We start from the raw sequence: 24,680 nt of genomic DNA on the forward strand, positions 1-24,680 counted from the left end.
CCCGGCTGCGTGGCGGTGCCGTTCGCCGCTGAAGCCACCCGGAAAGCGGATGCGCCCATCCGCACGCGGCTGAACGCGCGGAGCGAACCGCAGGACCGGCGGCCTGCCGACGTGTTTCGGGGAGGAAAACATCGGCGGCAGGCTCTTGCCCGGAATCACGCCGATGTGATCTGCTTCATAGGACAAGCGCCCTCACCGGTGAAAACACGAACAGAACGGAAACCTAGAGCGTGGCGGCTTCACGGATCGCAGTGGTCGGGATCGGAACGATGGGCTCGCAGGTGCTCTGGCAGCTGGCCAAGCGGGGATACGACGTCACCGGCTACGAGCTGTTCGCGCCCGGTCACTCCCGCGGCGCCGCCGGCGGCGAGACCCGCCTGTTCCGCACCATCCAGATGGAAGACCACGGCTACGCACCCATCGCCGACCGCGCCGACGAGCTGTACCGCGCACTCGAAGCCGACTCGGGCCAGCAGCTGCGCGACATCACCGGGGCCCTCGTCATGGGCCACCCCAGCAGCCCGGACACCCAGACGGCGCTGGAGGCCGCGGAACGCTCCGCCCACCCCGTGCGCGTCCTCGACCGCGAGGAATCGATGCGGGAATTCCCCGAGTTCGCCCTCGACCCCGGCGATGTGACCATCTGGGATGGCCACGGCGGCATCATCCGCCCCGAGCTGACCGTCGCCACCGCAGCCGCCCAGGCCCAGCGGCACGGCGTCACGATCCTGCGCCGCCACCGCGTCACCGCCATCGAGGACACCGGTTCGGGCGTTCACGTGACCGCCGACGGCCAGACCCGCCAGTTCGACCGCGTGGTCGCCGCGCCCGGCGCCTGGACCTCGCTGCTGTTCCCCGAACTGGCCGGGCTGTTCGAGATGCGCAGGCTGCTCTCCGCCTGGTTCTTCCCCGCCGTCCCGGGCCAGCTGGAGCGCGTGCTGCCGTTCCTGCGCACCAAACCCGCTCAGACCGAGAAGAACACCTACGCCTACGGCCTGCCCTACGCCGACCGGACAGCCATGAAACTCGGCCTCGGCTCCGACCAGGAGGCACGCGTCGACAGCCCCGACACCGCCGATTACTACGTCACCGACACGCTGCTGGAGCCCTTCGCGGAGTGGATCGGCCGCTATATGCCGGTACTCGACCCCTACCCGATGCGCATCGCGACCTACTTCGAGTCGTTCACGGCCTCCGGGCGCGAGTACGTCCAGGCCCATCCGCAGATGGAGAACGTCATCGTCATGGCCGGCTTCTCCGGTCACGGCTTCAAGATGGCCCCGGCCTTCGGCGAGATCGGCGCGGATCTGGCCGAAGGCCGCACCCCCGCGCTGGACATCGGCTTCCTCCAGCGCGACGAGGTGCCCCTCACGGCCGCATGAAACGGCCGACGGCTTCCTAGTACACGTCGCGGACGTAGCGCTTGGCGCGCTTGAGCTCGTTGACGTACTCGACCGCCTGGTCGGCGGTCTTGCCGCCGTGCACCTGCACCACGTCGATGAGCGCCTGCTCGACGTCCTTGGCCATCCGGGTGGCGTCGCCGCAGACGTAGAAGTGGCCGCCCTCCTCCAGCCAGGCGTACAGGTCCCGGCCGTTCTCACGCATCCGGTCCTGGACGTAGACCTTCTGCACCTGGTCCCGGGAGAAGGCGAGATCGAGCCGGTGCAGGACCCCTGCCTGGCTCCACGCGGTGAGCTCGTCCTCGTAGATGAAGTCGCAGGAACGGTGCTGATCGCCGAAGAACAGCCAGTTCCTCCCCTTCGCGCCGCGGCCCTCGCGCTCGGCGAGGAACGCCCTGAACGGCGCGATCCCGGTACCGGGCCCCACCATGATCATCGGCAGATCGTCGTCCTCCGGCACGCGGAACGCCGCATTCGGCTGCAGGAAGATCCCGACCTCGTCGCTCTCGCCGACCCGGTCGGCGAGCATGGTCGAAGCCACGCCGCCGTACTCCCGGGACTCGCTGCGGTGGCGCACCGCGGCGATGGTCAGGTGAATGCGGTCGGGGCTGGAGAGCGGGCTGGAGGAGATGGAGTACGCCCGGTGCGCGAGCGGCTTGAGCATGCCCAGCAGCTCATCGGGGCTCAGCTCGGCGCGGGGGTGCGCACGCAGCAGGTCCACCGTGTCCTTGCCCCACAGCCAGTTGTCCAGGGCGACGCGGTCGCCGCTGTCGAGCAGGCTGTCCAGTTCGCCGTGCGGTTCGCTGTCGGCCAGCCGGGCCAGGAGCTCCTTGGCCGGGGTGCGGATCTCGTAGCTGGTGCGCAGCACCTCGGGGAGGGGTTCGCCGTCGACGACCATCTCCGGATCCAGCCCGGCCGCGTCGATGAACTCCGCCACCAGCGCCGGATCGTTCTGCGGCAGCACCGCCAGGGCATCGCCGGCGGCGTACTCGATCCCGCTGTCGCCCAGCGCGATCTCGATGTGCCTGATCTCCTTGGAGGAGCCGGGGCCGGAGAGCACGCGGTTGTGCGCGAGCGTCGCCCGGTAGGGGTTCTTCCGGTTCCACTTGGAGCGCTTCTTCTTCGGCGCGGTCTGCTGCGGCACGGGCGCGCCGGACGCGCCTTCCGGTACCTCCGCGGCCAGCAGCTCGACGGCGCGGGCGGTGAACTCGGCGGCTTCGGCCTCGTAGTCCACATCGCAATCCACCCGCGGCAGCAGGCGCGTGGCGCCGAGCTGCTCGAAGCGGGTGTCGAGCACCTTGCCGGCCTGGCAGAAGTCGTCGTAACTGGAGTCGCCCAGCGCGATCACGCCGAACTTCAGTCCCTCCAGCCGCGGCACTCCCTCCGCCGCGAGCGCATCCCAGAAGAGCTCCGCGTTGTCGGGCATCTCACCCTCGCCGTAGGTGGAGCAGATCACGATGACATGGCCCATGCCGGGCAGCTCGTCCGGGGTGATCTGGTCCAGGCTGCGCACCTGGGCCCCGACGCCGGACTCGCCGAGGGCGGAGGCGAACTCCTCCGCGAGGGTCTCGGCGTTGCCGGTCTGGGAGCCGTAGAGGACCTGCACGGTCATCTGCGGCGTCGGCGTGTTGTCGTCCTCGGCCGCGAGTGCCAGGCCGGCCAGGTAGCCGGCCAGCCAGACCCGCTGCGACTCGGTGAAGGGGACGTCCTGGGGCAGCGTCTCGGGATGGATGACGCTCATCGGATCGCCTCCATCAGCTCACGCGCGCCGCGGGCCAGGTCGCCGCGGGCGGCGTCGTAGAACAGCGCGTCCAGGTCGATGTGCGCCAGCTTCCGGTGGTTCTTCCGCGTCTGGAACAGGATCCAGCCGTAGGTGCCCGGGGCGTCCATGCTGCGCACGTTCCGCCCAGCCAGCGACTCCTTGTAGTCGCCCAGCCGCTTGGCCGCGATCATCGCCGCCAGCTCCTGGTCCTCGAAGGACTCCAGCCGCGCCTTGGTGTACTTGGTGATCCGCTGCCGCAGGAAGAAGTCCTGGGTGAGGATCAGCTTGCGCGCGGCATCCTGGACGCGCGGGTCGCGCCCGTCCTCGGCCTCGGGGATCCGGCTCAGGGCGATCTCCAGCGCGCAGGAGTAGACCACGTAGCTGGACAGCAGCGCCCGGACGGTCTCCAGCCCGGAGTCTCCCAGCCGCGGGACCTGCCCGGCCAGGACGGCCTGACCGGCGCTCATGTCCTCCTTGAAGGACTGCAGGCGGTCCGCGGCGAGTGCCTGGGACAGCTCGTCGAGCAGTTCCTTGCGGTCCTTCGAGGCGAGGATCTCATCGGCGTCCTGGTACTGCAGGAGCGCCTTGGGGAAGCCGATGAAGAAGCTGCCGCGCGCGTTCTCCCAGTCGGCCAGGAGCCGAGCGCCCAGTTCCGAGCCGGTGGCCTCGACGTGCCATTCCAGCAGTAGCCTGATGGCCGTCTCGTGGTAGCCGATCTCCGCCTGGGTCTCCTCCTCCCCCAGCCGGAGCACCAGCAGGGAGTCCTCGGTGACGTTCCCGGCGATGGCGCCCTCCGGGTCGTACTGGTAGAGGAACCCGCCGCTCATGCCCGAGCCGAGGCCGACGCCGGCGTGGCCGAGGTTCAGCACCGCGCCGTTCGTCATGTACTCGCAGCAGAACTCGCCGACGCCCTCGACCACGGCGGTGCCGCCGGAGTTGCGCACCGCGAAGCGGTCGCCGGCCTCACCGGCGATGAAGGTGCGGCCGCCGGTGGCGCCAAACAGCGCGAAGTTGCCGATCAGCACGTTCCCGCCGGGCCGGCTGGAACCGCCACCGGGCGAGCGGACCGCGATGGTGCCGCCGGACTGGCCCTTGCCCACGCCGTCGTTGCACATGCCGGTGTGGGTGAACACCAGGCCGTCGGCGAGGAAGGCGCCGTAGGACTGGCCCGCCGAGCCGTGGGTCGCGACCCGGACGGTGCCGTCGGGCAGGCGGCGGCGGCCGCGGTCGTCCTCCACCGCGGCGGGCATGTTCCGCTCGGCCGGGTTCTCCGAGTGGTTGAGCATGCGCTCGATGTCGATGCTCAGCTGAGCGCCGACCGACTTGTTGCGGTTGCCCAGGGCGACCGAGCCGATCTCGATCTCGCGGGCGCCGTCCTCGATGAGCGCGGCGCGCAGCTGCTCCAGGAGGGAGTCGTCGATCGCGTAGTCCTTCTCCAGGTAGACCGGCTCCTCGATGACCGGCTCGGGCACCACGGCGAGCAGGTTCCTGGCGTCCAGATCGCCGACGGCGGCCGGGTGGTCCAGCAGCTGCAGCAGATCGGTCCGGCCGCGGGCCGCCTCCAGGGAGGGCAGGCCCAGGCGGGCCAGGATCTCCCGGACGTCGTGGGCGATGTTGAGCAGGTACTGCGCGAGCGCCCGCGGATCGCCGTCGAAGGCCTCCGGATTGGTGGTCAGGCCCGCCGGGCACTTGATGTTGCAGTTCTTGGCCATGACGCACTTGAGCATCATCAGGGCGGTGGTGCCGAACTCGAAGCTGTCGCCGCCCAGCAGCGCGGAGGCCACCACATCGGCGCCGGTCTGGTGGGCGCCGGAGCAGCGCAGCACGACCTTCTGCCGCAAGCCGTTGGCGCACAGTGCCTGATGCACCTCGGCGATGCCCAGCTCGGCGGAGCGGCCGGCGTACTTCAGGCTGGTCACGGCCGCGGCGCCGGTACCACCGGTGTTGCCGGCGACGTTGATGACATCGGCGCCGGCCTTGGCCACGCCCACCGCGATCGTGCCGATGCCCTCGGAGGAGACCAGTTTGACGATCACGCGGACGCGGGCGGCCTTGGCGTCGTGGATCAGCTGCGCCAGGTCCTCGATGGAGTAGGTGTCGTGGTGCGGAGGCGGGGAGACCAGCTCCACGCCGGGCGTGCCGCCGCGGGCGGCGGCAATGTCCACGGTCACCTTCGGCGCCGGCAGCTGGCCGCCCTCGCCGGGCTTGGCGCCCTGGCCGATCTTGATCTCGATCTCCTCGAGCATCGGATCTGCCAGGTAGCCGGTCCACACGCCGAACCGGGCGGAGGCGAACTGCTTGATGCGCGACCCGCGGATGGTCCCGTAGCGCGAGTAGTGCTCGCCGCCCTCGCCGCAGTTGGACATGCCGCCGACCATATTGACGCCGTGCGCCACCGACTCGTGCGCGGCGGCCACGAGGGCGCCGTGGCTCATGGCGCCCGAGGCGAGGGCCCGGGTGATCTCGTGGGCGGGCTGGACCTCGTCCAGATGGATCGGGCCGGGGGCGGGCTGGATCAGCTCCAGCAGCCGTCCGGCGCGGCCCTGGGCGCGCACGACGAGGCCGCCGGCCTCGATCCAGTGGGCGCGGATGTCGTCACCGAAGAGGCGCATGAGCGCCTCCGCCAGCGCGGTGAGCCGGCCGAAGGGGTCGCTGCCGCCCTGATCGAAGACGATGCGATGGCTGCCGTCCTCGCGGCGGCTGACCTGCAGACCGCGGATTAGGATGCTGTTGTTGCCGTCCAGGTGGTAGCGGCTGAGCTCCCGGGCCAGGTCCTCCGGGGTCTCCAGGCCCGAGACGTCACCGGGCAGGGAGAGGACGTCACGCAGCGCGGACGGGCGCCGCTGGCGCTCCCGGGTGGTGGCCCGCACGAAATCCTTGTATCCCGGGGTCTGCTGGAAGGAGTCGATGGCCTCGTCGCTCAGCGCGGCGTAGCCGGCGTTCTGGTACGCCTCGTCGCTGAGCCCGAAGGCCTCCTCCAGCTTGCCGAGGGTGAGCAGCCGCAGGGAGTCATCGGCTTTCTCCTGGCTGCGCTCCAGCGCGAGCCTCTCCTCGGTCATGTCGACGAAGCCGCGCACGGCGGTGGTCCCGAAGGAGTGCCCCGCGCCGTCCTGCCGTTCCTTGAACAGGCCCAGCATCGGGATCTCGCTCTCCTCGCGCACCCGCACGGCGCGCTCGTGCCACAGCGCCGCCGCGTGGGCGATCCGCTCGAAGCCGACGCCGCGCACCGGAGCGTCCTGGTTCGGGAAGTACCGCGCCAGGACCGGGTCGTGGGTGTCGAGGTAGTTGGGCTCGAAGAACTCGCCGCCGATGTAGCTCTCCACGGTGCACAGGCCCACGCGTCCCATCGTCTTCAGCAGGGACTTCTCGGCGGCTTTCTTGAACTTGCCGAAGGCCTCCGCGGCGCCGTCTTCGCCGTATTTCTCGTCGGCGCGCATCTGAACGCTCAGGGGGTACACCGCCGAGGCCCCGAAACCCAGCGCCGAGGCGACATGGTGGGAGGAGGGCAGCTGGCCGGATTCGGCGATGATCGAGGCCCGCAGGCGCAGGCCGGCGCGGATCAGCCGCTGATTGAGGGCGCTGAGCATCATGATCAGCGGGATCGGCGCTCGGTCGCTGGCGACGTGCCGGTCGCTGAGGATGATGATGCCTCCGGTGCCCTGGGCGAAGGCCTCGGCCTCGTCGCACAGCGCCTCGATCGCCTCCTGAAGGGAAGCGGCGTTGTCCGCCGGATCCTTCTTCGGGGTGAACAGCGATTCGTAGACGACGACCGGGACCTCGTCCTGGTTCCGGATCGCGGCCATGTCGATGTGCGTGAGCACGGGCGAGTCGACGATGATCTGCTTGGCCCAGTCCGAGCCGAGGCTGGGCTTCACGCCGAGGGCCACGCGCAGGGTCATGGCGCCGGCCTCGCGGACGCTGTCCAGCGGCGGATTGGTCACCTGGGCGAACCGCTGGGAGAAGTACTTGGCCATACCGCCCTCCTGATCGGAGAGGGCGTTGATGGCGTTGCCGTAGCCCATCGCGGAGATCCGCTCGGCGCCGGTGGCCAGCATCGGGTCCATCATGAACCGGAAGCTCTCGATGTTGAGGCTGTAGGAGACATAGCGCCCGGCCAGGCTCATATCGCCGGAGTAGCTCGACGGCGTGCCCAGGGCGAAGGAGGGCGGGTCGCCGAGCTCCTCGCGGGTGATGCGGGTCTCCTTGAGCAGCTGGGAGTAGTCCCGGCGCGCGGCGAGCTCGGCCAGCGCCTCCTCGGTGCGCAGCACCTTCTTGCGCTCGTGGTCGTAGCAGATCATGCCGCCGGCCTCGATCCGGCCGCGCTCGACGACCTCTTCGGGATCGAAGTACACCTGCCCGGACTCCGAGCTGACGACCAGGTAGTCACGCGTTTCGATGGTCCGCAGCGGGCGCAGGCCGAGCCGGTCCAGGCGGGCACCGACGATGCGGCCGTTGCCGAACACGAAGGCGGCCGGGCCGTCGTTCTTCTCCTCGTACAGGGAGAAGAACTCGAGCATGTCCCGCACCTCGGGCGCGAGGGAGCGGTCGTGCTCCCAGGCCGGGGGCATGAGGGAGACCACGGCCTCGATCAGGTCCAGGTCGTCGTCGAAGAGGCGGCTCTGCAGCGTCTGATCCAGCCGGCAGCTGTCGGACTGCCCCGGCGGGCGGACGATGCTGCTTTTGCGGGAGAAGGCCAGGGCCTCGTCCGAGATCCGGTTCTTCCGGTCCGTGTTCAGCTCGCCGTTGTGGGCCAGCAGGCGGAACGGCTGGGCCATCGTCGGATGCGGCTGGGTATTGGTGGAGTACCGGGTGTGGAAGAAGAGGGTGTGCACGCTGTGCCGCTCGTCCCGCAGATCGGCGAAGTACGGGATGACCTCGTTCGAGTTCAGCCGGCCCTTGAGCACCTGCGTGCGAGCGGAGAGGGAGAGCGGATACAGGCCGTAGTAGGCCGGATCCGTGTAGGCGAGCGCCTCGATGTCCAGCAGCGCGCGGTTGCAGGCGGCGTCGACGTCGCCGGTGCCGGCCACGGGCACGAAGACCCACTGCTTGATCGGGAACTGGTACTTCAGGGCGGCGGGGCGCAGCACGGAGGTGTCGACCGGGACGTCCCGGATCAGCACAGTCTCCAGGCCGGCGTCGGCCAGCCGCAGGCTGATGAGCTCCTCGGCGGCGCGCTGGGCGTCATCGGCGCCCGCCATGCCCGCCGGTCCCTCGGCCGGGGCCGGCAGGAAGAAGTTGCCGACGCCGAATCCGCCGGGCTGCAGGTCCCGGCCGGTGAGCGCGCTGAAGAACTCGACCGAGAGGTCGATGTTCACCCCGGCGCCGTCGCCGACGCCCTCGGAGGACATGCCGCCGCGGTGCGGGACTGCGCACAGGGCCTCATCGGCCTTCACGATCACATCGTGGTGCTGGACGCTGTCCTTGCGGGTGATGAACCCGACGCCGCATGCGCTGTGCTCACGCTCAGGCCGGTACAGTCCGGTGGATCGAAGCTCGCTCAAATAGGGCTCCTTGCAGCTGGTCAGGCCGTGCTGTCGCGGTGACATCACGGCGCGGCGGTCTGGTCCAAGCGCCTCCTGGTCTGTGGTGGGAACCGAGTTCTCGGCCGGCGCACATGGGTCGCAGGTGTGCCGGCGCTCACAGCGCCAAGCCAGAGTAGCCCAAAGATTCTTGACCTGACAACGCGATCCGTAACCCCTGCATTCCCCGGCCCGGCGGCGGATCCGGGACCCGTCACCCCCGGGTTGCGTATCCGGTCGAGGGGCAAAGAAAATGCTCCGCGTTACAGCGTTATAGGGACTGTTTCAGTTGCGGTACTTCGAATTTTGAACTCGATCCGCATCGTCACGGTTGTATGATGGCTCACATTGCCCGCCGGCCTGACCGGGATCCGTTCCGGGCGGCGGCCTCGACGAAGGAGAGCAGTGATGAGCCATCAGGTACGGGGCACGGACGCTCCGGCCGGGACCGGCGGGAACCCCGCGACAGGTCCCGGAGGCATCTCGGAAAAGGGTCTCGCGAAGGGCACCGTCGGCGTCCTGGGCGCGCTCGTCATCGGACTGTCGGTGTGCGCCCCGGCGTATACGCTCACCGCCTCGGTCGGTCCCGCCGCGAGCGAGGTCGGCCTGCAGACCCCGGCGATCTTCTTCGCCGGCTTCATCCCCATGTTCCTGGTCGCGCTCGGCTATCGCGCCCTGAACCAGGCGATGCCGGACTCGGGCACCACGTTCACCTGGGCGTCGCGCGCCTTCGGGCCCTGGATCGGCTGGATGGGCGGCTGGGGGCTGATCGCCGCCACCGTCCTGGTGCTGTCCAATCTGGCCGGCATCGCAGTGGAGTTCCTGTACCTGGCGTTGTCCATTGCGACCGGTGACCCCGCGATCGCCGAGCTGGCGGACAATGTGTGGATCAACATCCTCACCTGCCTGGCGTTCATGGCGGTGGCCACCTGGATCTGCTACCGGGGCATGGCCTCGACCAAGACCTTCCAGTACATCACCGTCTCGTTCCAGATGGCGGTGCTCGTCTGGTTCATCGCCGCCCTGTTCATCGGCGCCGCCGACCCGGCGAACACGGAATCGCTGACGGTCTCACCGGAGTGGTTCAACCCGCTCGCGGTGGACAGCTTCTCCGCGTTCGCCGCGGGGATCGCGGTGTCGATCTTCGTCTACTGGGGCTGGGACACCATCCTGACGATGGGCGAGGAGACCAAGAAGTCCAAGGGCTCCATCTCCACCGAGGCGAAGGCCGCCACCATCCTGGTCGTCCTGCTGGTCGTGCTGTACGTGACCCTGGCCGCCGCCTGCGTCGCCTACGCCGGAGTGGGCGAGGGCCCGACCGGGCTGGGCAATCCGGCGATCGCGGACAACGTCTTCGCGGCGCTCGCCCATCCGGTGATGGGCCCCGGCGCGATCTTCCTGGCCTCGGCGGTGCTGCTCAGCTCCGTCGCATCCATCCAGTCGACCGCGATCTCCCCGGCGCGCACGCTGCTGGCGATGGCGCACTACCGGGCGCTTCCGGCATCCCTGGCGGCGATCCACCCGAAGTACAAGTCGCCGCATATCGCGCTGCTGTGGTCCTCGGTCGTGGCCAGCGGGTTCTACGCCGTGATGCGGATCCTGAGCGAGGACGCGCTCTGGGACACCATCCTGTCCCTGGGCATCATGGTGTGCTTCTACTACGGCATCACCGCGTTGTCCTCTCTCGCGTACTTCCGCAAGACGGCCCGGCGCAGCCTGCGGGACGCACTGGCCAAGCTGGTGCTGCCCGGCCTCGGCGGCGTGCTGCTGTTCGTCACCTTCATCCAGACCACGGTGGACTCGATGGATCCGGCGTTCGGATCCGGGGCGAGCATCGGCGGTCTGGGTCTCGTCTTCGTCCTGGGCGTCGCAGTGCTGCTGTGCGGCGTCGCGATCATGCTGGTCCAGGCACGGCGCCGGCCGGAGTTCTTCCGCGGTGAGGTGATCCGTCCGGGCGCCGACGGAGACGAGGCGCCGGCTGAGGTGTTCACCGCCTAGGACGGGCCGGGTCTGGGCGGGACCTTGCCGCGCTCTAGCCGCCGAGCTCGGTCAGGACGCGGTCGAGCGCCTCGATGAAGTGATCGGCGCTGGCAGGGCTCAGGCACATCGGCGGCTTGACCTTCAGCACGTTCTGCCGATCCCCAGTGGGCTGGACGATGACGCCGAGTTCCAGCATCCGGGCGCACAGCGCGCGGGTCTCCTCGACCGCCGGCTCGAGCGTCTCCCGGTCGCGCACCAGCTCGATGCCCTGATACAGGCCGCGGCCGTGGACGGCGCCGATGAGACGGTGCCGTCCGGCCAGCGCCTCCGCCCCGGCTCGCAGCCGCTCACCGATGGCGGCCGCATTCGCCTGCAGGCCCTCCTGCTCGATGATGTCCAGCACCTCGATCCCGATGCGGCAGCTGACCGGGCTGCCGGCCGCGGAGGAGAAGAACGCGCCCTGGCGGGTCAGCGCCTGCGCGATCTCCTTGCGGGTGATCACGGCGCCGAGGGGGTGGCCGTTGCCCAGCGCTTTGGCGACGGTGACGACGTCCGGCACCACCCCGTGCTCCTGGAACCCCCAGAACATCTCGCCGAGCCGGCCGCAGCCCACCTGGACCTCGTCGGCGATGACGATGCCGCCCTGAGCGCGCACGGCGGCGTAGATCCGCTCCAGATAGCCCGGGGGCGTGGGGATCGCTCCGGCGTTCCCGTTCCGGGGCTCGGCGATGTACGTGCCCACCGCCCGGCCCGCAGCCGTGAGCCGGGCCAGTTCCGCCTCCGCCTCCGCGGCGTACCGCTGCCCGGCGTCCGGTCCCCGGTACCGGCCGCGGTAGGCGTTCGGGGCGGGCACCGGGTGCACCCAGTCCGGTCTGGTCTCATCGGCGAGCGGGTTGTCGGACAGGGAGGTGGAGACGGCATCGGCGCCGATGGACCAGCCGTGATAGGACTCGTGGACGCACATCACGTCTGGCCTGCCGGTGAAGGCCTGGCCGAGCCGCAGCGCCAGATCCACGGCTTCGGTCCCCGAGTTCACCAGCAGCACGGTGTCGAAGCCCGGCGGCATGAGCGAGAGCAGCCGTTCGCTGAACTCGGCGACGACGCGGTAGTGGAACCGCGAGTTGGTATTGAGCATGCGCCACTGATCGGCGGCGGCGTCCGCGAGCCGGGGGTGGCCGTGACCGACCGCGGCCACGTTGTTGACCATGTCGAGGTAGTGGCGTCCGTCGGTGTCGATCAGGAACTCGCGCCAGCCGCGTTCGATCTGGGGAGGCGCCTGGTAGTAGTGCCCCTGCAGGGCGTCGAAGGCCGCTTCGCGCCGGGCCAGGTCCTCGGCTGGGTCGATCCTGCGCGCGCGGCGCGCAGCGGGCAGCACATGGGCGCCGATGAACGGGGCAGGGTCCGCGAAGACCGTCGCCCAGCCGTCGAGCTCGGCGGCCCGGACGAAGGCCCGGGGCGCGGGAAGCCCCGAACCGTCCGGCCCGGCGCCGGCCAGGGCGGTGGCGGCCAGGTGCCAGAGCCGGAGCGCGCCGGTGGTCCCGATCAGCTGCCCCGCCTGGACCCGGACCGGCTGTGGTTGCTCGCCGCCGGGAATGAGCCCCTGCATCAGGAGCGCGGCGGAGTCGTCGTTCGCGCGCAGCAGCATCCCGTGGCCGGTGGCATGAAGCGTCCCGGCGAAGGGCGCCCGGACCTCCAGCGCGGCGGCGGAGTGCAGTTCGGCGAATAGCGCCGTGTTCTCCGGCGCAGCGGTCCCCGGCCCGCCGGCGCGGGTCAGTCGCGGTTCGCCGTAGCGGAGCACGGCCACTTCTCCCGAGCCGAGCACCGCATCGATGTGCCGGCGCTCGACGGCGGTGGGCTCCGGATCTGCGCCGGAGAACCCCGGTTCCAGCCATTCGCCGTCGCGCAGCTGCCGCGATTCCCAGCTCAGGTCCACGATCCTGCCCGTCGCTCCCTCGGGCAGGAGGCTCGGCCCGTCCAGCGCGCCGGGGGCAGCAGCCGGGACGGCCTGGACGGGGGCGTGACCGAGTCCCAGCGCCGTCCGCAGAGCGGCTCCGGCCACGGCCGGGTGCAAGGACTCCGCCGCGGCGAAAACGTCCCATTCGCGCTCGATCGCCTCGGCGGCGTAGTCGTTCCCGGGATCGACGGCGAGCTGCTGTTCCCCGGAGACGACCAGGACGGCCCCGCGCAGCACCAGGAGCGGCCATAGCGCCTCCACTTCCGCCTCCAGCAGAGCCCGCTGCCGGTGGAACCCGGTCACGGCCGGCAGCACCGCTAGCGGACGATCCGGCTCGCGGTGCAGGGCGGTGGTGCACACCATCACGAGCTCGGTGATCCGCCAACTGCGCATGGCATCTCCGAAGTCGATGATGCCGGCCAGTTCCGGTTCCCCGGATTCACGGCGGACGGCGACGACGTTGTCATCCGTCAGGTCTCCGTGGACGGCCTGCTGCGGCAGTTCCGCCGTCAGCCCGGCCAGCCTGCGGGCGGCGTTCCGGGCCGCGTGCAGGACGAGCTCGCGCCGGCCCGCGTCGCGGACGAACCTGGCGAGGGATTCGATCACCTCGGGAGCTCGCCGCAAGTCCCATTGCAGCCGGCGCTCCAACCCGGGATGCTCGAGCCCGTCGAGCGCCACGGACACCCTGCCGGCGAGCGCCCCCAGCCCGGCGAGCGTGCCGGGTCCGGCGTAGGGAAAACCGATGAGCGGCTCCCCGTCGAGGAAGTCCAGCAGCCGGACCAGGTGCTCACGTCCACCCAGGGCGACCGCCTCGATCTCCCGGCCGGCCAGGCTCGGCAGTACGCGGGGCGCCCGGAGTCCCGGGAGCGCCGCCTCCTGACCGGCGTGCCGCACCGCGGCCATGACGGCGTTCTGCGCCTCCACTTCCGCCCGGGTGGAGGCGGGGTTGCTGATCTTGAGCAGGTGCCGGCGGCCTTCACCGGTCTGGATGAGGAAGTTCCGGTCCTGCTGGCTGCCGAGTTCCTGCACCTGCCCGGAGACACCGAAGCGGTCGCCGGCGAGTTCTGTCGCCAGCCGGGCATCGATCTCGGGGCGGGGCAGGCCCTCGTCCAGTGGTGCCGTCATAGTGAGTCCTCACACGCAGAAGAATGCTGTATCGGCATCCTATACCGATAGATGATGCCGATTCAGCACTTTTTGTGCCCGTGGGCGACCATTCGCCTTCATCCGGGTCTCGCTCGGGCCCTCTTCCGCGCTTTCTTCCGGTTCCCTTCCGGGCAGCGGGCCCGGGCACGCGGCGCGCTTACCATGAGGGGGTGACCGAACTCGATGACACCGACCGGCAGCTGATGAGCTTGCTCCAGGAGGACGGCAGGCTCTCCTACGCGGAGCTGGCCACGCGCACCGGGATCTCCGCCAGCGGGGCGCGGCTGCGCGTCAGGCGGCTGCACGAGCAGGGCGTGCTCCAGGTCGTCGGCGTCTCCGATCCGCTGCGCCTGGGATATCAGTCGATGTCCATGCTGGGGGTGCAGGTGGCCGGGGACGCGCAGGAGGTCGCCGATGCGCTCGGGCAGATCGACGAGGTCGTATACGTCGTGCTCGTGGCCGGGTCGGTCGATCTGCTCGTGGAGGTCGTCGCGCGGGACAACGATGCCCTGTTCGACGTGATCAACGGCACCATCAAGGCGCTGCCGGGAGTGGCCCGGGTGGAGACGTTCAGCTACTACCGCATCCACACCCACCGGTTCACCTGGCGCTGAGACGCAGCGACGTCCGGCTCGCCCCGGACGCGGGCGTTGCTCAGGGCACGCGGTGCACCCACTCCGGGTTCAGGAACTTCTCCTGCTCCAGCACCCGGGCGGCCGCCAGCTCCGCCTCGGTGAGGGAGGCGGGACGGGAGGCGTACAGGCCGGAGAAATGCGCCAGGAAGGCATCGACGATCGCCTCCCGGCTCATCCCGGTCTGCGAGCGCATCGGGTCCACCCGTTTGGCCGCCGAGGCGGTGCCCTTGCCCCGCAGCTTCTCCTTGCCGATCCGCATGCACTCCAGCATCTTGACCGCGTCGATGTCGTAGGACATGGTCACGTGATGCAGGAGCCACCCGGAGGAGAACCGCTTCTGCGCCGCACCGCCGATCTTCCCCTCCTCGGAGGCGATGTCATTGAGGGGGACGTAGCGCGCTTTGACGCCGATGCCCGCCAGCGCCCCCATCACCCACTCGTCCAGATAGGCGTATGCCTGGACGTAGCTGAGCCCCTCCACCAGCGAGGTGGGGACGTACAGGGAGTAGGTGATGGCATTGCCGGGCTCCATGAACATGGCGCCGCCGCCGGTGATCCGGCGGGAGACCGTGATGCCGTGACGGGCGACGCCTTCGGGGTTGACCTCGTTGTCGTAGGACTGGAAGGAGCCGATGACCAGCAGCGGCGCGTTCCACTCCCAGGTGCGGAACATCGGCCCGCGCCTACCCGCGGCGATCTCGTCGATCAGGACCTGGTCGAGCGCCAGGTTCAGCGTCGGGCTCACCGTGGGGCCCGCGATCACCTCGAACTCCAGATCGTCCCAGGAGCTGGCGTTGCCCAGCGCCCGGCGCACCGCCACCGCGATGCCCTCGGCGGTGATCCCGAAGAGGACGTCGTCCTCCCGGAGGGCGCCGTTCACGGCCGCGGCGATGCGCTCGTTGCCCGCATTCGCCGGCAGCCCGGTCAGGGACGAGTTGATCCGCTCCAGCGCCTCATCCGGCTCCAGGAAGAAATCGCCGCTGATGGACGCCCGGGAGATCAGGCCGTCCTCGGTCTCGACATCGGCGACCACGAGCTTGCCGCCCTGAATCTTGTAATCGGCTCTCACGACTCCATTGTCTCCCCTCTCACGACATGACGAAGGCCGCCGGTACGGATGTCCCGTGCCGGCGGCCTCCGCGATGGGGTCGGCGCGCGCCGTCCGCTGTCAGTAGTGCGCCGGCGGATCACTCGCGGGGAAGGACTGCTCCTCCCATTCGTCCACGAGTTCGTCTTCGCCACGCGGGCCGCCGTCCGGCGTGGTGCTCGTGGTCTCCTGGCTGTCCTGCTCTTCTTCCGGGGTGCCGTTCTGCTCCGGGTTCTCCGTGCTCATGATCAGCCTCCTCATATGTCGCTGCAGGCCCGGCCCCGCTGCCGCGCCCGTCCGTTATCTGATGGACGTTAACGGCACCAGGCGCGAAACAGGCCTCGGTGCACCCGACAATACAGCGCCCCTCCTCGGCACGCACCCGCCGGGTCATGTTTGCGCTGGTCACACTGGGAGGACTTGGCAGACGCCCCCAAAATCACGATAAGGTCACGATGATCTGCACTATGCAGGGAGTACTCTTCCTGTGCCGCCGTCACGTGCCTGGCACGTAACGTACACGTGACTTCACGAACCAGGAGGGATCATGGCCGACAGCGGCTCCGAAAGGACGATCAGCCACTGGAACGTGGCGAAGGTGTGGAAAGGGCTCAACAAGCCGGTCTTCCTCACCGCCTCCGTCGTCATCGCCGGGCTTCTCATCTTCTCGCTCGTCTACGGGCGCACCGGCGGCGAGGCCTTCGACGCGCTCAACGCCGCGATCACAAGCGGCGTGGGCTGGTGGTACGTGCTGACGGTGACCGTCTTCGTGGTCTTCGCCATCTACTGCGGCGTCTCCCGCATCGGCAACATCCGCCTGGGACGGGACGATGAGACGCCCGAGTTCTCACTGCTGTCGTGGTTCACCATGCTGTTCTCCGCCGGCATGGGCATCGGGCTGGTGTTCTACGGCGTGGCCGAACCTCTCTCGCACTACATCACACCGCCGGAGGCCGGCGGCATCGAGGGCGGCACCGACCCCGCCGCGGGTCAGGCGATGAACCTCACCGTCTTCCACTGGGGCCTGCACGCCTGGGCGATCTATGTCATCGTCGGGCTGGGCCTGGCGTACATGACGTTCCGCAAGGGCCGGCCGCTGTCCATCCGCTGGCTGCTGGAGCCGATGATCGGCCGGCAGCGGACGGAAGGGTGGCTCGGGCACCTGATCGACGCCGTCGCCATCATCGGCACGCTGTTCGGCGTCGCGACCTCGCTGGGCTTCGGCGTCCAGCAGATCATGGCGGGGTTGGAGTACCTGGGCTGGGCCGAGCGCTCCAACGGCCTGTTCCTGGTGCTGATCGGCGGGATCACCGCGATCGCCATCTTCTCCGTGGTGACCGGGGTGCACAAGGGCCTGAAGTGGCTCTCCAACATCAATATGCTGCTGGCCGCCGGGCTGATGCTGTTCGTGCTGTTCGCCGGGGCGACGCTGTTCCTCCTGCAGTCCTGGGTGCAGAACCTGGGCGGGTACGTGGCCGCGCTGCCGGAGCTCATGCTGCGCACCGCCCCGCTGTCCGACGATGGCTGGGCCGCGGGCTGGACCATCTTCTACTGGGGCTGGTGGATCAGCTGGGCGCCGTTCGTGGGCATGTTCATCGCGCGGATCTCCCGTGGCCGGACCATCCGGGAGTTCGTCGCCGGGGTCCTGATCGCGCCGACGCTGATCGGCACCATCTGGTTCACGGTGTTCGGCGATTCCGGCATCCTCCGTCAGCGCGAGTACGGCGATATGCTCGTCGACGGCGAAGTGAATGCCGACACCACGCTGTTCCAGCTCCTGGAGACCCTGCCCCTGGGCGTCCTCACCAGCGTCGTCGCGATGCTCGTGATCGTGTTCTTCTTCGTGACGTCCTCCGACTCCGGCTCCCTCGTGATCGACGTCCTGGCCAGCGGCGGCGATGTGGAGACCCCACGCCTGACCCGGGTGTACTGGGCTCTCCTGGAGGGTGTGGCCGCGGCGCTGCTCCTGCTGGTGGGAGGAACCGCCTCCCTGACCGCGCTGCAGACCGTATCCATCGCCACCGCAGTGCCGTTCTCCCTGGTGATGGTGCTCGCGTGCGCGGCGCTGCTGCGTGCCTTCCACTACGAGGCTACCGCCATGCCCCGGTACGTCTCGGTGCGTCCCGTGGGCGAGGCCGCCGAGCTGGCCGCCTCAGGCCTGGCGGCCGATGCGGCAGCCCCCGGGACTGCGGCCGCCCCGTCCGGGCCGGCTGCCGCCACGGCGACCCGACGACGACGGTGGAATGTGTCCGCCACGTTCGCCGGGCTCGACTACCCGCCCGTCCAGGAAGCCGTCGCGGCCGCTCCCGAGCCGGTTGCGCTGGCCGTCACGGACATTCCCAGCAACGCGATCCAGGTGGACCCGGAGACGGGTACCGTGAGCGTGGACGAAGAGAAGACCCCGACAGATCCGCTCGGCGGCGAGGTGTTCGACACCCCGGAGTTCGAGGCCTCCGCCGAGGGCCAGGCCTTCCGCGTGGAGCAGCAGCTGAGCAACGGCGAGGAACGCGATGCGGCAGCGGGAACTCCTGCGGACCCGGTCGTCCCGGACACCGGCGGCGATGGTGGTCCTGATAACGGTCAGGGTCCTCGCGACCGTGGAGAGGCACCGGGCACCCAGGGACGCTGAACCGCCTGTACTGGAGATCGTCCGCGGGGCGTCGCGAGGGAGCTGTATCTCCCTCGCGGCGCCCCGGCGCATGTCCGGCCGCTCTATCGCGCGCGGGACGCTCTGGGACCACTCCGGTGAGGTCATGCCGTTCGAGCGGCCGCCCTGCCGCGCACGGGACGCTTGCTCGCGGCCGGCGCTTATTCGCGGCCGCTGAACAATGTCATCCGGTTGTACGCGCTGATGAGCACGGCGTTCCACAGCAGCGCGGAGAACTGCGCTTCGGTGAAGAGCCCGCTCAGCCTGGCATAGGATTCCTCGTCCAGCCCCACGCCGGGAACACCCGCCGCTTCCCCGGCTGGGACCGCGAGCACGGTGGCCTCGGCGATCTCCAGGGCGGCACGTTCCTGCGCGGAGAACGTCCGCGCCTCCCGCCAGCCGGCCAGCAGATCGAGCCGGTCCTGGGAGACCCCGGCCCGCAAGGCGAAGCCGGTGTGCACGCGGATGCATGCGCCGCAGCCATTGAGCTGGGAGACGCGCAGGCAGAGCAGTTCCGCGACGGCGCGGTCCAGGCCCGCCTCTCGCGTACTGCGGCGGACTTCCCGGAGCAGGGCGTTCAGGGCGCGAAAGGGCCCCTCGTGCAACCGGTCGATGCGGAGGCGTTCGCTCATGCCCTCCACTATGTCACCGGCGGCGGGTCGCGGCGGACCCCGCCGGCAGAAGAACGATCAGCGGAGACCGAGCCCTGCGATGCGGGGCGGACGCCCGGGTGGGGCGACGCGCCCGGATGGCATCGGCGCTCATGAGATACTGGGACAGAAGTGCCACCGACCCCATGAGGTTCTCTCCGATGCGATACGTCACCGCCGTCTTCTTCATCGCGCTGTTCGTCGCGGGCGCCAGCCTGCTGGGCTTCGCGTTCTCCGTACCGCCGAATCTGGCCGGCTGGGTGTTCACCGCCGGCATCGTGGTCATCAGCCTGGCTTTCGCCGTGCCGCAGCACTTCCTGGGCTACGGCGTGCGGAACCCGGCCGAGGGCAAATCCGATCCCAACGCCGCGACGTCCTCCTACTAAGGACTGCACGCCCCCGCAGCCTGCGGGGGCGTTGTCGTCTCCGGCGCTCCAGTGCGCGCTGCCGGTCGCAAAAGCCACGGCTGCTGCCGAACTCCCACGGCAGATCACGCGCGGGTTCTTGAAACAGCCGTGGCTTTTCGCTCGGTCCGAGCCGGACGTCGCCCAGTCGATCCCGCCGGGTCAATCCCGCCGGGTGCGTGGCGTCAATCCCGAGGGGGTCGGCGCGATCACACGCGCAGACGAAGAAACCGCCCCGGCGCCTTACGGCACCGGGGCGGTTTCACGTGTTCCCTGAGTGATCACTCAGCAGAGCGGATGTTCTCCGCCTGAAGACCCTTCTGGCCCTGGACCACATCGAACTCGACTCGCTGGTTCTCCTCGAGGTTGCGGAATCCGCTTCCCGAAATGGCGGAGAAGTGAGCGAACACGTCGCCGCTTCCGTCGTCATTGGAGATGAAGCCGAAGCCCTTCTCGGAGTTGAACCATTTGACAGTGCCTGTGGCCATGCCTGTATCTCTTTTCTTTCTTGATTACTGCCGCCAAGGTGTGGCGACTTCTTTCTTCCACGCTTTGGCGGCGCGAAAACTGGAAATCTATGGGAGGGGATGATGAATTCGTGAAGCCCCCGCGGCCTGGCGCTCGCGGTGCTGGGAGATGTCAGATCCTTAACGTCGTACGTGCTGTACGGACTCGTTGTTGCGTCCGTGATGAATACTCTACCCGATCATCGGCCTGACGAGAACATCCCCGGTCAACGAACTACGCGGAACTGCGCGCACCCCGCTGCCGCGGCGCCGCGCACATAGCCCGAGGGCGCCTGCGCGATCGCCTGCAGGAACCGCACCGTCTCCTCGGTCAGGACCTCTCCGGGGGTGGCGTTCGGGATGCCGGGCGGGTACGCCGCCAGCGAATCGCTCGACACCCTGCCGATGGCCGCATCGGCGTCCACGAGCTCGGCGGGAGCGAAGAACGCCTCCCTCAGCGTCAGTGCCCGAGGTCCCGGCGCAGGGGGCGCAAGGCGGGTGAGGGCCGCATAGGACTCCAGAGCGGCTCCGCTTCCCGGGGCGCCCGGCGCCGCATCGGCCGGCTCATCCTCCCGTGGGAGCGCGGTGAGCGCGGCCATCAGCCGCTCCACGTCGACGGGGTTTCCCGGACCGACGACCAGCACGATGGCGCGGTCGGTGGCCATCTCGACGATCACCCGGTGCTCGTGCATCAGGACGGTCTGGGCGAGGTGGCCGGAGATCCCGCCGACGCGGGTGTCGATGACGACCTTGAGCGGATCCACGTCCACTACATCGGGGAACTCCAGGATCCGCTCGCGCACCTCCGCGAACCGGCCGTCCCGGGCGATCGCGGCACGCAGACGCGCCACTCCCTCCAGGGACTCGCCGAAGGCCCGCTCGCCTTCCGTGGCCAGGTACCGGCGGGCATGGTCCAGGGACGCCATCAGAAGGGCGCTGGAGCTGGTCGACTGGACCGTCCGCATGACCCGGTCGACCGCCGACTCCAGCACTTCGGCGTGGGGGCCGTCACCCAGCAGCAGCATCGCGGACTGCGTCAGGCTGCCGGCGCCCTTGTGGGTGCTGGAGATGACCAGATCCGCCCCAGCGCGGATGGCCCCCGACGGCAAGCCGGGATGGAAGCCGAAATGGGATCCCCAGGCCTCGTCGACGATGAGCGGCTTTCCGGCCGCATGGACCACCTCGGCGATCGCGGCGATGTCGGCGACGGCGCCGAAGTAGCTGGGGCTCACCACGATGACGGCCACGGCGCCGGGCCGCTCCGCGAGCGCCTCGGACACCTGCGCCGCGGTGACGCCGTGCGCCGAGCCCAGTTCCAGATCAACGCTCGGCTGCACGAAGAGCGGATCCAAGCCGGCGAGCATCATCCCGTCGATCGTGCTGGAGTGCACGCTGCGCTGGCAGATCACCTCCCGGCCGAGCGTCCCGAGCGCCAGGGTCATGACGTGGTTGCCGATGGAGGCGCCATTCGTCAGGTACCAGGCGCGGGCGGCGCCCCATGCCTGCGCGGCGAGGTCGAGGGAGCGGTCGATCGGCGCCGGGATGTCGGTGCGGTGCCAGTCGCCGGTGGCGAGGTCGACCTCGGTGATGAGCATCGGGAAGTCCAGCTCCACCGCGCGAGCACCCAGAAGCGACGCCAGATTGGCCGCGGCCCCGGTATCCCCCTGATGGGCGGGCACGTGGAAGCGCTGGTAGCCGAGGGCGGCCATCGCTTCGAGCTGGCTGGCATACGGGGTGGCGTGCTGACTGTCGCGGTGAACGTGCATGACTCCATCACATCACCACAGAACATCGTCCGGAAGAGCACTCTATCCGGCCATCCACCATATGCTGTATGGATGCTGGATCTTCGTCAGTTCGCCGTCCTGGACGCCGTGGAGCGCACCGGGTCCCTTGCGGGGGCCGCCCGTGAGCTGCACTTCGGCCAGCCCACCGTGAGCCACCATCTGCGGGCACTCGAACGCCATCTGGGAGTCACCCTCGTGGAGCGCCGCCGCACCGGAGCCGTCCTCACCGAGGCCGGCCGCGCCTTCCTGCTGCATGCCCGGACGGCGATGGCGCAGGTCAAGGCCGCCGAGCGTGAAGTCGCCGATTGGCGCGATCACGGCATGGTCACGCTGCGGATCGGGACCTTCGCCTCTGCCGGCGCTCGCCTCCTCCCCCGGGCGCTGGCCGCGCTCGGCGCCGGCTCCCGGGTGCGCGTCGAGCTCTTCGAGGGGGAGATCTGGGAGCTGGAGAGCCGCCTTGCCGAGGGCGAGCTGCACTGCGCCCTGCTCTACGACCTGGGCACGGATCCGGGCATCTCCGGTGCGGAAGCGGCGAATCTGCGCGAGGTGGTCCTGGAGCATGAGCCCTTCCAGGTGCTCTTGGGGCAGGACCATCCCGCCGCCGGCTCCGGGCCGGTCGATCTGGCGGATCTGGCCGCCGATGGCTGGATCCGGGCGCGCAATCTCCTCGAGGCCGGTGAGCGCGCGCTCATGGCCGGCTGCGGTGCCGCCGGTTTCGAACCGCGGACTTTGCTGCACAGCGACGATTACGGACTCATTCACGCCTTCGTGGAGGCCGGCGTCGGCGTGGCGCTCGTGGTGCCCTCGGCGGTGGACCACCGCGCCCGGGTGGCGATGGTGCCGGCCGCCCAGGACCTGGGGATGCGCCGCGTCCGGTTCGTCTCGCGCCTGTCCCCGCGCCCGCCCGTCATCGACGAACTGGAACGGCTGCTGGTCGCCCACAGCGGCGGAGCCTGAACCGCCCCGCATGCACGCGCGGGCCCGGCCGGCGGGGAGTGCTCCCTGCCGGCCGGGCCCGCGGTGAAGGACGGCCCGGAACGGGTCAGTTGTAGTGGATCTGGGTGCCCTGACCGGAGCGCCAGGAGATCCGTCCGCCCTGAAAGTCCTGCCAGGTGCGGCCGTCGCGGACGTACTCGTCCGAGGTGGGGTAGCCGAGCCGGCCGCCCTCGTATCCCTGCGAGCCCCAGGCCGTCCGGATCCCGCCCCAGGTCGGGTGCGCCCCCGTCGACGGGGACCAGTGGATGTCCCCGCCCTCGAATCGCTGGTAGCAGCCGTTGCCGCGCAGCCCGCAGATCTCAGCGCGGACCGGGTAGCCCAGATTGCTGTTCTCCCAGCCGACGTCGCGCCACTTGTTGCGGATGCCGCCCCAGGTGGGATGAGCGCCCACGCCCTGCTTCCAGTGGATGCTGCCGCCCTGGAAGTCCTGGACGCAGCCGCCGTCCTTGAGGCCGCAGCGCTCGTTCGAGGTCGGATACCCCAGCGGGCCGCGCTCCCAGCTCAGATCGCGCCAGCGGTTCCGGATCCCGCCCCAGGTGCCGTAGGCGCCGGTCGCCTGGGTCCAGTGGACGCTGCCGCCCTCGAAGGTCTGCACCGCCCCGCCGTCGGGGAGCCTCCGCTCGGCCTCAACGGGCGCTCCCAGCTTGGCCCGGGCCTGCGCATTGGCGTTCAGGTAGTTCCGGATCGCCCCGACCACCGGGTAGCGCTCGTCCTGGAGGATCTGCGCGGCGGTCGTGCGGATCGACCCGAGCTGCGGATAGAAGGCGTTGCCCGGGCACTCGGTCGTGGAGACGTCCCGGTGACCGAAGATCGTCGGCAGCCGGACTTCCTGGCCGCTGGGGTACCGGGTGCTGCCGTTGCTGGTGATCGTCACCTGACCGGTCGGGTTCATGCCGAACTGGTCGGCCTTCCAGGCGGCGATGCGGGCCACCGCGTTCCGGGCGGCGACGGGCGGAGCCGAGGAGGTGAAGGTGCCCAGGACCGATACGCCCACCGTCCGCGCGTTGAACCCGCCGGCGTGGGCGCCGATGACCGGTTCGTTGATGCCGCCGGAGCGTCCCTCGTAGACATTGCCGAAGCGGTCCACCAGGAAGTTGTACCCCACGTCGCACCAGCCGTTGCCCTGCGTGTGGTGGTTCAGGATGCCGCGGAGGATCCCCGGCACGGCGGCTTCCGTGTAGGTGTTGCTGCCGGCGGTGTGGTGGATGGTGACTCCCAGCGGCGCCTGGCTGCTGATGTCCGGATCGCAGCGGCGCAGGCTCTCATTGGCGCCCCAGCCGGCCCGGGTGATGATCCGGGGCGCGTTCACGGTGAGGGCGTCCACGCCCTCGGCCTCGGCCACGAGGCCGTCCTGGATCAGGGCATTCAGCCCGGTGCCCTCGGTGACCGCCCGGTCGGTCTCGGTGATCTCGGTCTGGGAGACGGTCACCTCACCGGCGATATCGCCGGGAGAGCTGCCCGCCTCGCGGATCTCGACGGCCTCGGCGCCGGAGACGTTGTACGCCTCGGTGGCGGGACGGGCGGTACGGTGTTCCTCCGAGTCGGGATCAGGGCCGCTGTCGGCGAAGTGCATCTCCTCCCAGGGACCCCACTGGCCGTCGATGCGGGTGCGGATCTCCACCTCGAGTTCCTCGCCGTCGTCCGCCGGCGATTCCCAGGTGACTCCGACGACCACGGCGGCGGAGGCATCGACCTCGATCTGCGCCGTCTCGTCTGCTGTCTCAGGGAGAGATTCCTGCAGGGTCTCCACCTGCGCGTCGCCCTCCTGGACCGCATTGTCCTGGCCGCCTTCCTCGTCCGCGTCCTCATCGGGAGCGTCCGGGGCCGGTGTGCTGTTCCCGGTGAGACCGCCGGCAAGCGAGACGCCGGCGGCAGGACTCGGGGGAAGAGTGCCTCCGAAAAGCAGCAGGCCCGGCAGGAGGAAGCCGGCCGCTGCGGTGTGCACGAGTGCTGAAGTCATAATCCTCACCATGGTGTTGAGTCGGTGTTCAGCAGATTATTGCGAAACCTTAATACTTGCTCCCACAACTGTGCCACGGGCTGATTCCCATGTCACGCGCGCCACACGCCATATCGGCGTCGCGCGGCTTCGGAAGTCGGGGCCCCGCCCTGCCGCGCGGCGGCTGCGTGCGGAGCCGGCAGAGGCGCCACCCGGACCAGGGAATTACGCGGCTGGTCGTTTACCATTCCGTGATCCGGCTTGCCGC

General features: G+C 69.7%; 15 protein-coding genes. 6 read left to right on the plus strand and 9 right to left on the minus strand.

Annotated features, from left to right (window positions below; genetic code table 11):
• Nucleotides 1-230: 230 nt before the first annotated feature.
• Nucleotides 231-1,382, plus strand: a complete 1,152-nt coding sequence (locus tag IEW13_RS02075; protein ID WP_188549270.1) for an FAD-dependent oxidoreductase — start codon at nt 231-233, stop codon at nt 1,380-1,382.
• Between the two features lie 16 nt (nt 1,383-1,398).
• Here IEW13_RS02075 and IEW13_RS02080 read toward each other — a convergent pair whose 3' ends face one another.
• Nucleotides 1,399-3,141: a sulfite reductase subunit alpha gene (locus IEW13_RS02080; protein ID WP_188549271.1), complete on the minus strand. Its 1,743-nt coding sequence runs from the start codon at nt 3,139-3,141 to the stop codon at nt 1,399-1,401.
• Complete coding sequence (locus IEW13_RS02085; RefSeq protein ID WP_229744877.1) at nt 3,138-8,663, minus strand: glutamate synthase-related protein; 5,526 nt, start codon at nt 8,661-8,663, stop codon at nt 3,138-3,140. The genes IEW13_RS02080 and IEW13_RS02085 overlap by 4 nt, the downstream gene beginning before the upstream one ends.
• 426 nt (nt 8,664-9,089) lie before the next feature.
• Here IEW13_RS02085 and IEW13_RS02090 point away from each other — a divergent pair, with 426 nt between their 5' ends.
• The gene (locus IEW13_RS02090; RefSeq protein ID WP_188549272.1) at nt 9,090-10,679 is read left to right on the plus strand and encodes an APC family permease; all 1,590 of its coding nucleotides are present in this window, start codon (nt 9,090-9,092) and stop codon (nt 10,677-10,679) included.
• A gap of 34 nt (nt 10,680-10,713) precedes the next feature.
• Here IEW13_RS02090 and IEW13_RS02095 read toward each other — a convergent pair whose 3' ends face one another.
• Nucleotides 10,714-13,740 carry an aminotransferase gene (locus tag IEW13_RS02095; RefSeq protein ID WP_188549273.1) on the minus strand — a complete coding sequence of 1,009 codons (3,027 nt, stop codon included), beginning with the start codon at nt 13,738-13,740 and terminating at the stop codon, nt 10,714-10,716.
• 191 nt (nt 13,741-13,931) lie between these two features.
• On the opposite strand from IEW13_RS02095, the gene IEW13_RS02100 reads away from it, so the two are divergent.
• Nucleotides 13,932-14,375 carry an Lrp/AsnC family transcriptional regulator gene (locus IEW13_RS02100; RefSeq protein ID WP_229744878.1) on the plus strand — a complete coding sequence of 148 codons (444 nt, stop codon included), beginning with the start codon at nt 13,932-13,934 and terminating at the stop codon, nt 14,373-14,375.
• A gap of 40 nt (nt 14,376-14,415) precedes the next feature.
• Here the strand turns inward: IEW13_RS02100 and lplB are convergent, their stop codons facing one another.
• On the minus strand, nt 14,416-15,465 hold the full coding sequence (lplB, locus tag IEW13_RS02105) for a lipoate-protein ligase small subunit (RefSeq protein WP_188549275.1): 1,050 nt from the start codon (nt 15,463-15,465) through the stop codon (nt 14,416-14,418).
• A 99-nt stretch (nt 15,466-15,564) separates the two neighbouring features.
• Nucleotides 15,565-15,729: a hypothetical protein gene (locus IEW13_RS02110; RefSeq protein WP_188549276.1), complete on the minus strand. Its 165-nt coding sequence runs from the start codon at nt 15,727-15,729 to the stop codon at nt 15,565-15,567.
• A 301-nt stretch (nt 15,730-16,030) separates the two neighbouring features.
• Between IEW13_RS02110 and IEW13_RS02115 the strand changes: the two genes are divergently transcribed.
• On the plus strand, nt 16,031-18,112 hold the full coding sequence (locus IEW13_RS02115) for a BCCT family transporter (protein WP_188549277.1): 2,082 nt from the start codon (nt 16,031-16,033) through the stop codon (nt 18,110-18,112).
• Between the two features lie 179 nt (nt 18,113-18,291).
• On the opposite strand, the gene IEW13_RS02120 is transcribed toward IEW13_RS02115, so the two are convergent.
• A complete protein-coding gene (locus IEW13_RS02120) occupies nt 18,292-18,762 on the minus strand; it encodes a carboxymuconolactone decarboxylase family protein (RefSeq protein ID WP_188549278.1) in 471 nt (156 codons plus the stop codon).
• A gap of 179 nt (nt 18,763-18,941) precedes the next feature.
• Between IEW13_RS02120 and IEW13_RS02125 the strand changes: the two genes are divergently transcribed.
• Nucleotides 18,942-19,166 carry a hypothetical protein gene (locus tag IEW13_RS02125; protein ID WP_188549279.1) on the plus strand — a complete coding sequence of 75 codons (225 nt, stop codon included), beginning with the start codon at nt 18,942-18,944 and terminating at the stop codon, nt 19,164-19,166.
• A gap of 299 nt (nt 19,167-19,465) precedes the next feature.
• Here IEW13_RS02125 and IEW13_RS02130 read toward each other — a convergent pair whose 3' ends face one another.
• Together IEW13_RS02130 and IEW13_RS02135 are read right to left on the minus strand one after the other, a co-directional pair.
• Nucleotides 19,466-19,672 carry a cold-shock protein gene (locus IEW13_RS02130; protein ID WP_188549280.1) on the minus strand — a complete coding sequence of 69 codons (207 nt, stop codon included), beginning with the start codon at nt 19,670-19,672 and terminating at the stop codon, nt 19,466-19,468.
• A 245-nt stretch (nt 19,673-19,917) separates the two neighbouring features.
• Nucleotides 19,918-21,456: an aminotransferase class I/II-fold pyridoxal phosphate-dependent enzyme gene (locus tag IEW13_RS02135; RefSeq protein WP_188549281.1), complete on the minus strand. Its 1,539-nt coding sequence runs from the start codon at nt 21,454-21,456 to the stop codon at nt 19,918-19,920.
• A 72-nt stretch (nt 21,457-21,528) separates the two neighbouring features.
• On the opposite strand from IEW13_RS02135, the gene IEW13_RS02140 reads away from it, so the two are divergent.
• A complete protein-coding gene (locus IEW13_RS02140; protein ID WP_188549282.1) occupies nt 21,529-22,434 on the plus strand; it encodes a LysR family transcriptional regulator in 906 nt (301 codons plus the stop codon).
• Nucleotides 22,435-22,519: 85 nt separating this feature from the next.
• Here IEW13_RS02140 and IEW13_RS02145 read toward each other — a convergent pair whose 3' ends face one another.
• A complete protein-coding gene (locus IEW13_RS02145) occupies nt 22,520-24,433 on the minus strand; it encodes an N-acetylmuramoyl-L-alanine amidase (protein WP_188549283.1) in 1,914 nt (637 codons plus the stop codon).
• Nucleotides 24,434-24,680: the final 247 nt, after the last annotated feature.

The organism is Sediminivirga luteola, assembly GCF_014639315.1.
GTDB lineage: Bacteria > Actinomycetota > Actinomycetes > Actinomycetales > Brevibacteriaceae > Sediminivirga > Sediminivirga luteola.